Below are 15,176 nucleotides of genomic sequence, written 5' to 3' on the forward strand. Positions count from 1 at the left end.
CTACGGTGAACCCGTGAGCACAGGTGCTGCGCCGGTGAGTGACCCGTCCTCACCCCCGGTGCCCCCAGTACCCCAGGAGATCCCCGTGGTGCGGGTGTTCTTCCTCTCGGACAGCACCGGGATCAGCGCCGAGACGATGGGCAACGCTCTGCTCATCCAGTTCCCCCAGCTGCGGTTCGAGCGGCGCCTCATCCCGTTCATCACGACGCCGGAGATGGCGCGCAAGGTTGTGGCGACGCTGGACGCGGTAGCCGACGGCCCCGACACGGCGATCGCCTTCACCACCGCGGCGACAGACGAGATCCGCTCTATTCTCGCGACGACCCGTTGCCCGACGATCGACTTCTTCGACCTGCACATGCGTCGGGTCGAGGAGATCTTCCACGAGCCGGCCGCGCGGATCGCCGCTCAGCTGCACGGCGTCGGGGACATCCAGCGCTACAACTCGCGGATGGCCGCCATCGAGTACTCCATCGAACATGACGACGGTCAGAGCCTGCGGGCGTTGGACCGCGCCGACGTCATCCTCATCGCCCCGTCGCGATGCGGCAAGACACCCACCACGATGTACCTCGCGCTGCAGCACGGGCTGTTCGTGGCCAACTACCCCCTCGTCGAGGAGGACCTCGACCGCACCGACCTCCCGAGGCCGATCCGGCATCTGCGGGACCGTTGCGTCGGGATGCTCGCCACCCCGGGCCGGTTGTCCGAGGTGCGCCAGCAACGCCGTCCGAACTCGCGGTATGCCTCGTTGGAGCAGTGCACCTACGAGCTGCGGCAGGCCCAGGCGATGTACGCCGCCAACCGTGTCCCGGTGATCAACTCGACGACGAAGTCGGTCGAGGAGATGTCCACCCTCATCGTCCAGACCCTCAGCGCACGAACCAGCAAAGGAAACTCCTCATGACCAGCACTACGGACGCGACGGCCGGCACGACGCAGAACGTGCGGTGGTTCTCGGCGCTGGGGATGGCCGACCTCGAGGAGGTGGGTGGGAAGAACTCGTCGTTGGGGGAGATGATCGGCAACCTCGCGTCGGCGGGGGTGCGCGTGCCGGACGGGTTCGCGACGACGGCGAGTGCCTACCGGGCGTTCATACGGCACGCGGGTCTGGACGAGCGGGTCACCGCGTTGATGTCGGGCCTGGACACCGATGACGTGGACGCGTTGGCGCGGGTGGGTGGGCAGGTCCGTGCGGCGATCGTGGAGCAGCCCTTGCCGGACCGCTTGGAGTCGGAGATCCGGTCGGCTTACGACGAGCTGACGGCGGCCAACCCGCAGGCTTCTTTCGCGGTGCGATCGAGCGCCACGGCGGAGGACCTTCCGGACGCGTCGTTCGCGGGGCAGCAGGAGACCTTCCTCAATATCCGCGGGATCGAGCAGGTGCTGCGTGCGGTGAAGGAGGTCTTCGCCTCGCTCTACAACGACCGGGCGATCGCCTACCGAGTGCACCACGGTTTCGACCACGAGGCGGTGGCGCTGTCGGCGGGGGTGCAGCGGATGGTGCGCTCGGACACCGGCGCCTCGGGGGTGATGTTCACGATGGATACCGAGTCGGGTTTCACCGACGCGGTGTTCATCACCTCGTCCTACGGCCTGGGCGAGGCAGTCGTGCAGGGTGCAGTGAACCCGGATGAGTTCTACGTCTACAAGCCGGCGTTGCGGGCGGCCCGGCCGGCGATTCTCAAACGTGGCGTCGGTGGCAAGGCCACGAAGATGATCTTCACCGACGACCCGGCGGTGGGGAAGACGACGGAGTTCGTCGATGTCGAGGAGTCCCAGCGGGGGGTGTTCTCGTTGTCGGACGCCGAGGTCGAGGAGCTGGCCAGGATCGCGCTGACGATCGAGGAGCACTACGGCCGGCCGATGGACATCGAGTGGGGAAAGGACGGGCAGGACGGGCTCCTCTACATCCTGCAGGCGCGCCCTGAGACGGTGCAGTCTCGGCGCTCGGCCGCAACGGTGCAGCGCTACCGGGTGTCCCAGCCGGCCACCGGCACAGCGGCCGTCGTGGTCGAGGGGCGGGCGATCGGTCAGCGGGCGGGCGCGGGTCCGGTGCGGATGCTGGCGTCGGCGCAGCAGATGCGCGAGTTCGTCGCCGGCGAGGTGCTGGTCGCCGACATGACCGACCCGGACTGGGAGCCGATCATGAAGCGAGCCTCCGCAATCGTGACCAACCGCGGTGGCCGCACCTGTCACGCCGCGATCATCGCCCGCGAGCTGGGCATCCCGGCCGTGGTCGGGACCGGTTCGGCGACCTCGGTTCTCGCGGACGGTCGGGAGGTAACGGTGTCGTGCGCCGAGGGTGACACCGGGTTTGTCTACGGCGGGCTGCTGGACATCACGGTCGAGGAGACCGACCTGGCCTCGATGCCGCCGCTGGAGGTGGGGATCATGATGAACGTCGGCACACCGGACCAGGCGTTCGCGTTCTCCCGGCTGCCGAACCAGGGGGTCGGTCTGGCCCGGCTCGAGTTCATCATCAACCGACAGATCGGGATCCACCCCAAGGCGCTGCTCGAGATGGACTCGCTCGCCTCCGCGGCACCCGAGCTGCACGACCAGGTCGCCAAGGCGATCGAGGCATACCCGGGTCCGCGGGAGTTCTTCGTCCAGCGCGTCGCCGAAGGCGTGTCGATGATCGCGGCGGCGTTCGCGCCGAAACCGGTCATCGTGCGGATGTCCGACTTCAAGTCCAACGAGTATGCGAACCTCGTTGGGGGAGAACGGTACGAGCCGCACGAGGAGAACCCGATGCTCGGCTACCGGGGCGCCTCGAGATATCTCTCGGAGGAGTTCCGCGACTGCTTCGCGATGGAGGCCGAAGCGCTGCTGCACGTGCGTGACGTGATGGGGCTGACCAACGTCAAGATCATGATCCCGTTCGTGCGGACGGTCGCCGAGGCCAAGGGCGTCATTGACCTGCTCGCCGAACACGGCCTACGCCGCGGTGAGAACGGCCTGCAGGTCGTGATGATGTGCGAGCTGCCGTCCAACGCCGTGATCGCCGAGCAGTTCCTCGAGCATTTCGACGGGTTCTCGATCGGCTCCAACGACATGACCCAGCTGACCCTCGGGCTGGACCGTGACTCCGCCCTGGTCGCCGCCGCGTTCGACGAACGCGACCCCGCCGTCCTGTTCATGCTCGGCGCTGCGATCGACGCCTGCAAGAAGGCCGGCAAGTACATCGGCATCTGCGGGCAAGGCCCCTCCGACCATCCCGACCTCGCCGAGTGGCTCATGCAACGCGGCATCGACACGATGTCCCTCAACCCCGACACCGTCGTGGACACCTGGCAACGCCTCGCGACGGCGTCCTCGGCTGACTGAGGCATCGCCTCCGGTCGAGACGTCGATCCGGCACCGGATCGTTCGTCGTAGGAGTAGCCGGGACTCCTGGCGGAGTGACATCAGACGACTTGACTGGAGGTGGCCGAGCATGGCGAAGTACCTGATTCTCATCTACGGAGACGAGGCGCAGTGGGACGCCAGGACGGCGGAGCAGGAACAGGCACTCGGGGACGGGCACCGGGCGTTTCGCGCGGCCGCCGGCGAGGGGTTGCTCGGCGGCGGGGAGCTGGAGGCAGCCTCGACGGCCACCACGTTGCGCGGGGTGACGTCGGGGCGGACCACACCGACGGACGGGCCTTTCCTGGAGACCAAGGAGGCATTGGGGGGGTACTACGAGATCGAGGCCCCCGACCTCGACGCCGCGATCACCCTCGCCCGCCTGCTCCCCGAGACGCGCGAAGGCCACGCCGCCGTCGAGATCCGCCCGCTCGTGGGGCGGCGCTGAGCCCCCAGGGCGCCGCGATGGCCGAGGTCGCCGATGTGGTTGCACAGGCGCACCGCCGCGAGTGGGCACGGGTGCTCGGCGCGACCGTGCGGGTCACACGCGACCTCGACCTCGCTGAGGAATGCGCCCAGGACGCTTATGCCACGGCCCTCACGGTCTGGCCGCGCGACGGCATCCCGGACCGGCCGGGCGCCTGGCTGACGACCGTGGCGGCGAACCGGGCGCGTGACGTCCTGCGTCGTCAGTCGGCCTGGCGTCGCACCCTTCCCAGGCTCGTCACCGACGAGCACGAGCCAGGGCCGGAGCACCATCTCGGCCTGGTCGAGCACGGTGCGATCGACGACGACCGGCTACGGCTGGTCTTCGTCTGCTGTCACCCGGCGCTGTCCGGCGACGCCCAGGTCGCCTTGACCCTGCGGCTGGTCTGCGGTCTGACGACCGACGAGGTGGCGCATGCCTTTCTCGTCCAGCCGGCCACTATGGCAGCCCGAATCACCAGAGCCAAGAAGAAGATCGTGGCGGCGAGGGTCCCGTTCCGGGTGCCCGAACCTGCGGACCTCGGCGAGCGGGTGGAGGCGGTGCTCGACGTCGTCCACCTGGTGTTCACGACCGGACACACCGCGCCCTTCGGTGAGAACCTGACCAGGACAGCGCTGGTCGGCCGGGCCCTCGACCTCGGACGGCTGCTCCACGGTCTGCTCCCTGACGACGACCGCGTCACGGGACTGCTCGCCCTGATGCTGCTCGTCGACGCTCGCCGGGCGACTCGGGTGGGTCAGGACGGAACGCTGGTGCTCCTGCCGGACCAGGACCGCACGCGCTGGGACCGGGCGATGGTCGACGAAGGGGTCGCGCTCCTGACCGGGACCGGTAGGCGTTCGGCCCCGGACCGGTTCACCGTCCAGGCCGCGATCGCCGCCGTCCATGCCGAAGCGGCGACCTGGGTGGACACCGACTGGGCCGAGATCGTCGCTCTCTACGACGTCCTGCGGGCCCTGTGGCCATCGCCGGTCGTCGAGCTGAACAGGGCCGCCGCACTAGGTTTCCGTGACGGCCCCCAGGCTGGTCTGGACGCGATGCAGCCGTTGCAGCGCGAGCCGGCGCTGGTGGCCTACGGCTATCTCAGCGCGGCCCGGGCCGACCTGCTGCGCCGTCTCGGCCGGCGCTCGGAGGCCGTGCAGGCATACGAGGAGGCGGTTGCGCTCACCGACAACGACGTCGAGCGGGCCTTCCTGGTCGGCCGCCTCGCCGAGGTGCGGGGCGGGGTGGCCGACGCCTGACTCCTGCGCCTGTCGGAAATTCCGGGCGGACTGTGGTGGGACTCGCTGGCGCCTTCTCCGACCGAACTCACGCCTTCTCCGACCGAACTCACGTCGTTCCCGGTTCTAGGCGGTGCGTCAGCCCGAAAAGCAGGCAGAACGTGAGTTCGGTCGGCGCGGTGGGGAGCTCACGGCGACCGACGCGACGGCCAAGGCGGACATCGTATGGGCCGGAGTCAGCCAGATCGCGACGAGGCCGGTGATGGCGGCGCCCACTGCCTGGCCGGCCATCAGTCCTGTCGAGTAGAGGCCGAACACCTGCCCCCGCACCGACGCGTCGGTGCCGCCGACGAGACGCTCCTGCAGGGGCAGCGAGGCCGAGTACCCCACGGACGCAACGAAGGCGAGCGCCATGGCAACGGGAATCCAGGCGAGAAGAGGAACGCGAGGTAGGGCACGGCCAGCAGCAGCCGCAGCGGCTCGATGAGCCGGTCCCGATGCTCTGGCGGGACCACCCGGCCCATCAGGACGTCGCCGAGCAGCATCCCCGCCGCCGCAGCGGCGAAGAGCAGCCCCGAGCTGGTCTGCCCACCGAACGGCACGAAGAGGGCTTCGCACCCAACGATGAGCCCGTTCGGCACCCATATGGCGAGGTACAGCGGCCGGGTGACCGGCGACCCCAGCAGGGTCCTGTTGACGGTATGCGTGCGCCGCACCAGGTTGTCGGTCGACTGGTTCCCTGGTCGCTCACAGATGCCGAACCTGATGATCACGACGGTGAGCGCGGCGGCGGCGGAGGCGATGAGGAACAGCGCTGACGGGGAGAACCACACCAGCAACATGCCGCCGAGCCCGTATCCGGCCACCTGCATGACGCCGACGGCAAGGTTAAGGGTGGCCCGGCCGAGCACGAAGTTCAGGGTGGCCCGGCCGAGCACGAAGCCGTCGGTCGGGACGATGTCGTGCAGCAGCCGCATCGTCGAACCGCTCGTGGCCGACCCGGCGAGGAACGGCACCGCATCGCGAACCGAGCACCCCACGGCAGCCCAGGGACCGCTGAAACAGGCAGGCGGCGGCATATGCCGCGGGTATCACGAGGGTGGCTTGCCGCGCTCCCATCGAGTCCGAGGCGCCGAGGATCGTCGCCGACCCGAGGAGGTTGACGAGCGGGCCGCCGAACATCGCGAGCGCCGTGAGGGTTGTGGACCCGGTGCTCACCGAGGTGGCCCGACCGGGTAACACGTTCGAGGTGCGCGGCCCGATCGGGGGCTGGTTCGTGTGGCGGGGCGATGGTCCGGCCCTCGGGATGGCCGGTGGGTCCGGGGTGGTTCCGCTGGTCGCGATGCTCCGGCAGGCCATCGACCTCGGTCGTATCGACCTGCTTCGCCTCGTCGTCTCGGCGCGCACCGTCGCCGAGCTGCCCTTCCGTGACGAGCTCGAGGCATACGGAACGGTGCTGCTGACCCGCGAACGGTCCGGCTCGGGTCGCCTCCCGAGCCGGATCGGCGCTGCCGATCTGGCGCCGTTGCTCGAGGACGGACAGACCGTCTTCGTATGCGGGTCGGCCGGATTTGCCGAGACGGCCAGCCGGGCCCTGATGTGGCTCGACGTCGACGCAGTGCGGGTGCGTGTGGAGCGTTTCGGTCCGACCGGGTGAGGCCCTTGACGGCTGCGGCCTGCTAACGTTCACAGGCCGTAGCCCTACGCGTCTCAATTAAGCTATGTGACAGTGCTGGTCGGCCATTCTGTCTGATGTTTGACCTTCTCACTTCCGCTGTTCTATGCACAGCACACTTCGTCATCAGCGCAGCTGTTAGGGGACCGATGAGAGCCGGGCCATCAGGTCAACGACCGACGACGATGACGGACGTCGCCCGCCTCGCCCAGGTATCGGTCATGACGGTGTCGCGGGTGCTCAACGACAACCCCAGCGTCGCCCCCGACACCAAGGTGCGGGTGCAGGAGGCCATGCGTCGCCTCAATTATACGCCGAACTCGCTGGCCCGTGGGCTCGTCAGCGGCCGCTCACGGACCATCGGCGTGATCACGTTCGACACCAGCCTCTATGGACCTGGCGCGTCGCTGTTGGGGATCGAACGGGCCGCCCGCGAACGGGGATACGGCGTCAGCATCGTCACGCTGCCCCGCCCCGACCGGCGGTCGCTCACGGCGGCGCTGAGCTCGCTCGCGGAACGGGCCGTGGACGGCGTCATCACGGTCACGCCGCAGATCACCACCGCCAACGCCATCGACGAGCTGGACGGCTCGCTGCCGTTGGTGAGCGTCGAGGCCGGGCACCGAGGAGCGGCCCCCCTCGTCCGGGTCGACCAGTGGAGCGGCGCCAGGCTGGCCGCCGAGCACCTGCTCGATCTCGGGCATCACTCCGTCTGGCACATCGCCGGACCCGACGACTGGTTCGAGAGCCGCGAGCGCATCGAGGGATGGCGCGACGCCCTGTCCGACCGGGGCGTCGCCGCACCGCGCCTGCTGCGCGGTGACTGGTCGGCCGCCTCGGGCTATGCCGCGGCGCAGACGATCCTCGACGACACCAAGGGAGTGACGGCTGTCTTCGCGGGGAACGACCACATGGCGCTGGGCTTCATGCACGCAATGTTCGAACGAGGGATGACGGTGCCCCACCCGGTCAGCGTGGTCGGCTTCGACGACATCCCCGAGTCGGGCTACTTCTCACCCGCGCTGACGACCGTGCGACAGGACTTCGACGAGATGGGACGACGAGGGGTGGAGCTGCTGACGGCCATGCTGTCGGGCGAGACCGTCGACCGTGCGCTTGTCGAGAACGTCGCTCCGGCCCTCGTCGTCCGCGACAGCTCAGCGGCGCCCGTTGGGCGGTCCTGAGTCGGGCTGAACCGAAGCGGGCGACGCCGGCTCGACCGTGAAGTCCCAGACCGTCTCCGATACGAAGTCCGAACCGGGGCGCAACACCGTCGATGGAAAGACGGGGTGATGCGGCGAGTCGGGAAGTGCTGGGTCTTCAGGGCGATCCCCGCCCCTTGCCGGTAACGGTGACCACTCGTGCCCAGCACCGACCCATCGAAGAAGTTGCCCGAGTACACCTGGATCCCTGGCTGGGCGCTGAGGATAGTCAGGAGGATCCCGGACTCCGCTGCACGTAGCACTGCGTGTCGACGCATCCCTTCGGCGCGCAGGACGAGGCAGTGGTCGATCCCCCCGTCAGGACGAGCTGGGGGTCGTTCTGACGCACGCGGGGTCCGAGCAGCGTCGGCTCCCGTAGGTCGAAAAGGACTCCCGGTGACGTTCCGCAGCTCACCGGTCGGCACGAGATGGGGCGTCACGGGAAGAACGTGGTCGGCGTCGACGAGCAGCCGATGACCGTCGATCGTGGACGCCTGCTCGCCGTCGAGGTTGAAGTAGCTGTGGTTCGTGACGTTGACCACCGTCGGAGCACCCGTGGACGCCCGATAGGCAATCGAAACTCGATATCCCATAACGGCATAGGTCACGTCGACGACAAGCCGTCCGGGAAACCCCTGGTCGTCGTGCGGGCTGGTCAACGAGAGGGTCAGACTCGACGGGGTTCGACTCGATGGTCGCCACAGACATCGGTCAAACCCGTCGGGTCCACCGTGGAGGGCGTCTGTCCCCTCGTTCCGCGGCACGTCGAACCACGCACCGTCGATCCCGAACGTGCCGCCGGCGAGCCGGTTCGCAGACCGGCCTACGGTGCTGCCCAGGTATGCCGTCCCGTGCAGCGCGTCCTGCACATGCCGGTAGCCAAGGACGACGTTGTGCGTGCGCCCCGTCGAGTCCAGGACTGCCAGCGACCGGACCGCCGCCCCCAGCTCGGCAACCGTCAGCACGATGCCGCCGTCGCCCGAGTCGAGGACATGGTGCGCATCGCTGCGCCCGTCCTCGAGCCGTTCCTCGACGGTGGTGATGGACGTAGCTGTCGTAGTCACAGCCCTGCTGCGAGGCGGTGGTACGCGCTGTTCCACCGCAGCTCCTGCTGGAACGCGCGCGTGGACGTCGCGGGCCCGATGAGCGCGAGCTCGGTGCGCGTCATGTCGGCCATCTGCTCGACGACGGAGACGGACAACGCGGTGGTCAGCACTGTGTGGTGCGGGCCACCAGCGGTCAGCCAGCACTCGGCCGATGTGGCGAGGTCAGGCGCCGGCTCCCAGACCGCGCTCGCGACGGGCAGGGCCGTCAGGGCCTCGTCCGGTGGCACGACCTTGATCTCGTTGCCCACCAATCGAAACCGGTCTCCGAGATCACAGATCCCCACCACGACACCGGGACCCGATGCCGCCGAGAACTTGAGCCGGACTGGATCCTCGCGACCGCCGATGCCGAGAGGGTGGATCTCCAGCGTGGGCGTCGACTCGGTGATCGTCGGGCAGACCTCGAGCATGTGCGAGCCGAGGATGCGTTGCGGGCCGGGGCCGAAGTGGTAGGTGTAGTCCTCCATGAAGGACGTCCCGCCAGGACTTCCGACGGCGGCTGCTTTGAAAGTGTGAACGAGGATCGAGGTCTTCCAGTCCCCCTCCCCGCCGAACCCGTAGCCGTCGGCCATCAGTCGCTGGACAGCCAGACCGGGCAGCTGGCGAAGCCCCCCCAGGTCCTCAAAGTTGGTGGTGAACGCCCCGAAACCCCCGTCCACCAGGAACATTCGCAATCCCGCCTCGATGCGTGCCCCGTCACGCAGCGACTCGCGACGGGGGCCGTCCGGTCGCAGCTCGGGTGCGACGTCGAAGGTGTCGTCGTACTCGGCGACGAGCGCGTCGACCTGCGTCTCGTCCACCGCGTCGACCACGGCCACGAGGTCGTTGACCGCGTAAGTGTTGACGGAGACCCCAAAGTGCAGCTCCGCCTCGACCTTGTCCCCCTCGGTCACGGCGACGTCGCGCATGTTGTCGCCGAACCTGGCCAGTCGCAAGGAGCGCATCGCCGCGACTCCCTGGGCGGCGCGGGCCCACTCGGCGACCCGCTCGACGGTGCGGGGTTCCGAGACGTGACCGGCGACGGTGGTTCGGGCGACCCCGAGCCGGGTCTGGACGTAGCCGAACTCCCGGTCGCCGTGCGCGGCCTGGTTGAGGTTCATGAAGTTCATGTCGATCGTCGCCCAGGGAATCGAGCGGTGCGACTGGGTATGCAGGTGCAACAATGGCTTTCGGAGAGCATCCAGTCCGCCGATCCACATCTTGGCCGGCGAGAACGTGTGCATCCAGGCGATGACTCCGACGCACGCCGGGTCGGCGTTCGCGGCCATCATCACCGCGCGGATGCCGGTCGAGTCGGTGAGGACGGGCTTCCAGACCACTCCCACCGGCATGCCGGGGTCGTCGTCGATGACACCAGCCAGCTCGCGGGACTGGTCGGCCACCTGGTCCAGCGTGTCTTGGCCGTAGAGGCCCTGGCTCCCCGTGAGGAACCAGACCTCGTGCTTGCGGGTGTTCGTCGTACTCATGGCCGTCCTTTCGGTGGGCTTCCCGCCCGTTGACGTGCGGGTGCAGCGCCGTCTGGTCGATGGGGACACGGCCCCGGCGTGTTATCGCGAACATGAGGCGCCGATGACGCACCCCTCATGGAACGAATAGGCGATCCCAGGCGGGTGTCAAGGTGAGGGAATGCGGCGAAGGTTACCGTGTGAACGCGAGCCGGTCACGTTTCCAGCGTGTTTGGTCGAAACGCTTGACAACCTGAACCTCAACGGGACATGTTACCGCTAACTGAGTTCGTCCCGAGCGGGCTCCAGGATCGTTCGAGCACCCGGCATCGGCGCTTTGCCGAGGCTGTCGACCCACCAAGGCAAGGGAAACCGCTGTCATGAGCGTTCGTCGCACCACCACCGTCTACCTCACCGCTGCTGCTGCTGTGGCTGCGCTCGCCGGCTGCAGCACCGGAACGACCACCGGAGCCTCCGGGGGCGGGTCGCCGTCCCCCACCTCGTCGGGCTCGGCCACGTCCTCCGCGTCCCAGACACTGGGGAGCGACACCAACGGCGTCCCGGCTGCCATCACCGCAGCGGGCGGGACCACCCTGCTGACCACGGCCAAGCCCAACGGCGTGGAGGCACAGTACGGGCCGGTCTGCAAGGGTTCCGACCTGGGGATCGGCAAGATCGACTTCAAGACCGACACCATCGGGTGGGCCCAGTCGGAGAAGGAGGCCAACCCGTTCCGGATCGCCTCGACGAAGTCTCAGGTCGACACGGCTGCCAAGAACGGTTGGAAGCTGCTCACCACCAACGCGCAGTCCAACGTCCAGCAGGAGAACAGCGACATCAAGGGCGTGATCGACAAGGGAGCGAAAGCGATCATCTTCTCCCCGATCAACTCCACCGGCCTCGGCGACGCCATCTCCTACGCGAAGCAGAAGAAGGTCGCCATGATCCCCGTGGACCGCAACATCACCGGCGTCACCGGCTGCCAGAGCGTCGGCCCCCAGTTGGGTTCGGACTTCGTTCAGCAGGGCCGCCGGGCGGCCGACGCGATGATCAAGGCGACTGGTGGCCAGGCCAAGCTTGCCATCCTCCTCGGCGCCTCGGGCGTCAACGTCACCGACGACCGCACCGCGGGGTTCCTCGACGAGCTCAAGGCGAAGAACGCCACCGGGCTCGAGGTGATCTTCCAGCAGACCGGCGACTTCACCCGGGAGAAGGGCAAGAGCGTCACCGAGACGCTTCTGCGGGCCCACCCCGAGGTCAACGCAATTTACGCGGAGAACGACGAGATGGGTCTCGGCGCCCTCGCCGCACTCGACGACGCGGGGAAGTCAGGCACCGACAAGGTGCACATCGTGTCCATCGACGGCACGAAGGGCGCCGTCCAGGCGATCGTCGACGGCAACTTCGACGCCGTCATCGAGTCAAACCCCGCCTACGGCCCGTCCGCGCAGGCCGCCCTCGACGCCTACGTGAACGGCGATGGCGCTCCCGCGGTGACCATCACGACCGACAACCAGTACGACAAGAGCAACGCGGCCCAGGCAATCTCCTCCGGCGCCGCCTACTGACCGCGTGCCGGCCGGGCCTACCGTCTGTCCCTAGGCCCGGTCCGTGCTCACGTGCTCACGTGCTCATTCGAAGGAACTACATACCCATGACGCAGATGCCAGGGACCACCGTCGGCGACGTAGTCTCCACCGCCGGGCGGCCCCCCGTCCTGTCGGTGGACGGGCTCGGCAAGAGGTTTGCCGGGGTCATCGCGTTGGACGACGTGTCCCTCGACCTGTCTCCCGGATCCGTGCACGCCCTGGTGGGGGAGAACGGCGCCGGCAAATCCACGCTGATCAAGCTCATCACCGGCGTCTACCAGGCCGACAGCGGCACGGTGACCTACCAGGACGCGGAGACGACGTTCAGCTCGCCGCGGGCGGCCCAGCAGGCGGGGATCGCGACGATCTATCAGGAGGTCCACCTGGCGCCGCAGCTGTCCGTGGCCCGCAACTTCTTCCTGGGCCGTGAGCCAACGAGGTTCGGGTCATTGGACTTGCGGCGGATGAACCGGGAGGCCCAGGAGGGCCTCGAGCGCCTCGGCATCTTTGCTGACGTGCGGCGTCCGTTGGGTGAGCTGGGCCTGGGGATCCAGCAGATGGTGGCTATCGCCCGGGCCGTCTCCACCGAGGCTCGCGTCGTGATCATGGACGAGCCCACCTCCTCGCTGGAGCCGCGTGAGGTACAACGGCTCCTCTCTGTGGTCACACTGCTCAAGGAGGCCGACGTGGCCGTGGTCTATGTGTCGCACAAGCTCGACGAGGTGTTCCGGGCGTGCGACACGATCACGGTGCTGCGGGACGGTCGCCTGGTATGGACCGGCCCGACAAGCGCCACGAACCGGCGCGAGCTCATCTCCCGGATGCTCGGGCGTGACGTGGCGGAGCTCGACGAGGGCAAGCTCACCCGGTTGTCAGGCCGCCCTCCAGTCACCGACGCCGAACCGGTACTGCGCGCCACCAACCTCAGCCGCCGACTCGTCCTCGACGACGTGTCGGTCGTCGTGCGGCCCGGCGAGGTGGTAGGGCTGGCAGGGCTGCTGGGGTCTGGACGCAGCGAGACGGCCAAGGCGGTCTTCGGGGCGATGCCGCTCGACTCCGGCGACATCGAGGTAGACGGCGAGCCGCTGCGCCGGCAGACGCCGGCGTCACGAATCCGCAAGGGGATCGCCTACCTGCCGGAGGACCGCAAGGCGGAGGGGATCATCCCTGAGCTGTCGATCAGGGACAACATCGGGCTGGCGGCGCTGCCCCAGCTCACCCGCAGCGGCTTGGTCAACCGGGTCAAGCTGGAGGACATCGTCAAGGTCTTCATCGACCGGTTGCACATCAAGGCATACGGACCGGGACAGCGCGTCGGCCAGCTCTCGGGCGGGAACCAGCAGAAGGTGCTGCTCGCCCGGCTGCTCTGCCTCAACCCGCGTGTGCTCCTGCTCGACGAGCCGACGCGCGGCATCGACGTCGGGGCCAAGGCCGAGGTCCAGGGCCTGATCGCCGAGCTCGCCGAGAAGGGTATGGCTGTCGTGCTGATCTCCTCGGAGCTCGAGGAGGTGGTCGAGGGTTCGGACACTGTCGTAGTCCTGCGCGACGGCGCCCAGCTCGGGTCCCTGTTCGGAGACGAGATCACCGAGGACAGCATCATGGACATGATCGCGGACGCCGCGGCGGAACAGACGGCCACCGCCGTCGCGGAGGACGTGTTTTGAGCGCCTCGACGGACACCGACACCAACGCCGACAGCGCCAGGCCGGCGGCCCCCGCGAAGAAGGGCGGCGGGTGGAAGGAGCGCCTGGGGGTCTCCGACTCCTGGGGCGCGTGGCTGAGTGAGCGGGGCGTCTACTTCGCGCTCATCCTGCTGGTGCTCTACAACGCGGCCGCGACCGCCAACTTCCTCACCCTCGACACCATTCAGCTGCTGTTCGCACAGCTGCCGCCCGTGATCATCGTGTCCCTCGGCATGGCGCTGGTCATCGGCACCGGAGGCGTCGACCTGTCCGTCGGCGCGACCATGGCGATCGCCAGCGCTGTCCTGGCCAAGTTCGTCGTGGTCGGGGGGAACGGGTTCGGGCAGCCGATCGCGGTCGCGATCGTGGCTGCGATCCTCGTGGGCCTGCTCGTCGGAGTCTTCAACGGGCTGGTGGTGGCTGTCGCCGAGGTCCAGCCGATCGTGGCGACCCTGGGCCTGCTCGTCGCCGGTCGCGGCATCGCGCTCGTCATCACCGGCGGCGCCCTCATCGAGCTGTTCGTCCCGTTTTTCCAGACGGTGCGCCTCGGGAAGCTGTTCGGCATCCCTTACATCATGTGGGTCGCCCTGCTGCTCGCCGTGATCATCGCTGTCGTGATGCGGCGGACGGGCTTCGGGTACCGGCTGCTCGCCATCGGTGGCAACCGACGCGCCAGCGTGCTGGCCGGACTTCCCGTGCGGCGCACTCTTATTGCTGTGTACGCGCTTTCGGGCACCCTCGCGGCGATCGCCGGCGTTATTGCGACGGCTCGTCTGCGAGCCAGCGACCCCTCGTATATCGGGCTGTTGATCGAACTCAGCGCCATCACCGCCGTGGTGGTCGGTGGGACCGCCCTCAACGGTGGCCAGGTCCGCATCGTCGGCACGGTCGCGGGGGCAATCTTCATCCAGCTGCTCGAGACCACGCTGGTCTCGCACAACGTGCCCGACTCCGGCGCACGCATCGTCGAGGCCGTCATCATTGTCCTCGCGGTCTACAGTCAGCGCGCCTCCAGGAGGACACGGTGAGCGGAGTGTCCCGCGAGGACTCTGCGGCCGTCTCGGAACCACCGGAGGTCGTCGGCGTCGCGGCCGAGCAGGGAGGGCGCGCCGCCGCCATCACCCGGGGTCGCGCGGTCACCTCGTTGCTCTCGCGCAACGCCGCGGTCGTCGCCCTCGTGGTGGTCATCGTTCTGGGCGTGGTCACGGTGCCGACCTTCGGGTCGGTCGACAACTTCCGCAACGTCGCGCTGGCCGCGTCGTTCATCGCGATCATTGCCGCCGGGATGACCTTCGTCATCATCAGTGGCGGCATCGACCTGTCCGTCGGCTCGACCTATGCGCTCGCCGTCATCGTCAGCGCGATGTTGTCCGAACACGGTTCTGTAGCAGCGATTCTCGGTGCCTTGATCGCGGCGTCGGC

12 protein-coding genes and 2 pseudogenes are annotated in these 15,176 nt (G+C 68.3%); 11 read left to right on the forward strand and 3 right to left on the reverse strand.

The annotated features are described in order from the left end of the window. Positions 1 to 13 precede the first annotated feature (13 nt). The 5 genes from ABI385_RS11515 (at position 14) to ABI385_RS11535 (ending at position 5,362) form a co-directional block, all read left to right on the forward strand. Positions 14 to 907 (forward strand): pyruvate, water dikinase regulatory protein, encoded by an 894-nt coding sequence (locus tag ABI385_RS11515; protein ID WP_348103888.1) that lies wholly within the window; start codon positions 14 to 16, stop codon positions 905 to 907. Then, positions 904 to 3,330 (forward strand): phosphoenolpyruvate synthase, encoded by a 2,427-nt coding sequence (ppsA, locus tag ABI385_RS11520; RefSeq protein WP_348103889.1) that lies wholly within the window; start codon positions 904 to 906, stop codon positions 3,328 to 3,330. Before ABI385_RS11515 ends, ppsA begins: the two co-directional genes overlap by 4 nt. Before the next feature lie 109 nt (positions 3,331 to 3,439). Beyond that, positions 3,440 to 3,796, forward strand: a complete 357-nt coding sequence (locus ABI385_RS11525) for a YciI family protein (RefSeq protein WP_348103890.1) — start codon at positions 3,440 to 3,442, stop codon at positions 3,794 to 3,796. 17 nt (positions 3,797 to 3,813) lie between these two features. After that, entirely contained in the window at positions 3,814 to 5,076 is a 1,263-nt protein-coding gene (locus ABI385_RS11530; protein WP_348103891.1) for a DUF6596 domain-containing protein, read from the forward strand. Between the two features lie 112 nt (positions 5,077 to 5,188). Then, the gene (locus ABI385_RS11535) at positions 5,189 to 5,362 is read left to right on the forward strand and encodes a hypothetical protein (protein ID WP_348103892.1); all 174 of its coding nucleotides are present in this window, start codon (positions 5,189 to 5,191) and stop codon (positions 5,360 to 5,362) included. On the opposite strand, the gene ABI385_RS11540 is transcribed toward ABI385_RS11535, so the two are convergent. Continuing rightward, positions 5,346 to 6,134: a hypothetical protein gene (locus tag ABI385_RS11540; protein ID WP_348103893.1), complete on the reverse strand. Its 789-nt coding sequence runs from the start codon at positions 6,132 to 6,134 to the stop codon at positions 5,346 to 5,348. The two genes, ABI385_RS11535 and ABI385_RS11540, sit on opposite strands and share 17 nt — an antisense overlap. 113 nt (positions 6,135 to 6,247) lie before the next feature. Between ABI385_RS11540 and ABI385_RS11545 the strand changes: the two genes are divergently transcribed. Next, complete coding sequence (locus ABI385_RS11545) at positions 6,248 to 6,712, forward strand: hypothetical protein (protein ID WP_348103894.1); 465 nt, start codon at positions 6,248 to 6,250, stop codon at positions 6,710 to 6,712. A gap of 203 nt (positions 6,713 to 6,915) precedes the next feature. Continuing rightward, positions 6,916 to 7,914 carry a LacI family DNA-binding transcriptional regulator gene (locus tag ABI385_RS11550; RefSeq protein ID WP_348103895.1) on the forward strand — a complete coding sequence of 333 codons (999 nt, stop codon included), beginning with the start codon at positions 6,916 to 6,918 and terminating at the stop codon, positions 7,912 to 7,914. 128 nt (positions 7,915 to 8,042) lie between these two features. Here ABI385_RS11550 and ABI385_RS18535 read toward each other — a convergent pair. Both ABI385_RS18535 and araA read right to left on the reverse strand, forming a co-directional pair. Next, positions 8,043 to 9,032: pseudogene (locus ABI385_RS18535) on the reverse strand (aldose epimerase family protein); the annotation flags it as partial. Continuing rightward, positions 8,993 to 10,504 carry an L-arabinose isomerase gene (gene araA, locus ABI385_RS11555; protein WP_348103896.1) on the reverse strand — a complete coding sequence of 504 codons (1,512 nt, stop codon included), beginning with the start codon at positions 10,502 to 10,504 and terminating at the stop codon, positions 8,993 to 8,995. The pseudogene ABI385_RS18535 and the gene araA, both read right to left, overlap by 40 nt. A gap of 359 nt (positions 10,505 to 10,863) precedes the next feature. Here araA and ABI385_RS11560 point away from each other — a divergent pair, with 359 nt between their 5' ends. The 4 genes and pseudogenes from ABI385_RS11560 to ABI385_RS11575 all read left to right on the forward strand — a co-directional run. Beyond that, positions 10,864 to 12,051: a substrate-binding domain-containing protein gene (locus ABI385_RS11560; protein WP_348103897.1), complete on the forward strand. Its 1,188-nt coding sequence runs from the start codon at positions 10,864 to 10,866 to the stop codon at positions 12,049 to 12,051. Between the two features lie 86 nt (positions 12,052 to 12,137). Continuing rightward, positions 12,138 to 13,736 carry a sugar ABC transporter ATP-binding protein gene (locus ABI385_RS11565; protein ID WP_348103898.1) on the forward strand — a complete coding sequence of 533 codons (1,599 nt, stop codon included), beginning with the start codon at positions 12,138 to 12,140 and terminating at the stop codon, positions 13,734 to 13,736. Continuing rightward, positions 13,733 to 14,782, forward strand: a complete 1,050-nt coding sequence (locus tag ABI385_RS11570; protein ID WP_348103899.1) for an ABC transporter permease — start codon at positions 13,733 to 13,735, stop codon at positions 14,780 to 14,782. The genes ABI385_RS11565 and ABI385_RS11570 overlap by 4 nt, the downstream gene beginning before the upstream one ends. After that, positions 14,779 to 15,176 (forward strand): annotated as a pseudogene (locus ABI385_RS11575) (hypothetical protein); the annotation flags it as partial. The gene ABI385_RS11570 and the pseudogene ABI385_RS11575, both read left to right, overlap by 4 nt.

Origin of the sequence: Lapillicoccus sp., assembly GCF_039935575.1 — a bacterium.
Lineage (GTDB): Bacteria > Actinomycetota > Actinomycetes > Actinomycetales > Dermatophilaceae > Lapillicoccus.

Excerpts from the sequence above, each read along its gene's own strand:
- ppsA (WP_348103889.1), top strand. The coding sequence starts at position 904 with ATGACCAGCACTACGGACGCGACGGCCGGCACGACGCAGAACGTGCGG.
- ABI385_RS11525 (WP_348103890.1), top strand. The coding sequence starts at position 3,440 with ATGGCGAAGTACCTGATTCTCATCTACGGAGACGAGGCGCAGTGGGAC.
- ABI385_RS11530 (WP_348103891.1), top strand. The coding sequence starts at position 3,814 with ATGGCCGAGGTCGCCGATGTGGTTGCACAGGCGCACCGCCGCGAGTGG.
- ABI385_RS11540 (WP_348103893.1), bottom strand. The coding sequence starts at position 6,134 with ATGCCGCCGCCTGCCTGTTTCAGCGGTCCCTGGGCTGCCGTGGGGTGC.
- ABI385_RS11550 (WP_348103895.1), top strand. The coding sequence starts at position 6,916 with ATGACGGACGTCGCCCGCCTCGCCCAGGTATCGGTCATGACGGTGTCG.
- araA (WP_348103896.1), bottom strand. The coding sequence starts at position 10,504 with ATGAGTACGACGAACACCCGCAAGCACGAGGTCTGGTTCCTCACGGGG.
- ABI385_RS11560 (WP_348103897.1), top strand. The coding sequence starts at position 10,864 with ATGAGCGTTCGTCGCACCACCACCGTCTACCTCACCGCTGCTGCTGCT.
- ABI385_RS11565 (WP_348103898.1), top strand. The coding sequence starts at position 12,138 with ATGACGCAGATGCCAGGGACCACCGTCGGCGACGTAGTCTCCACCGCC.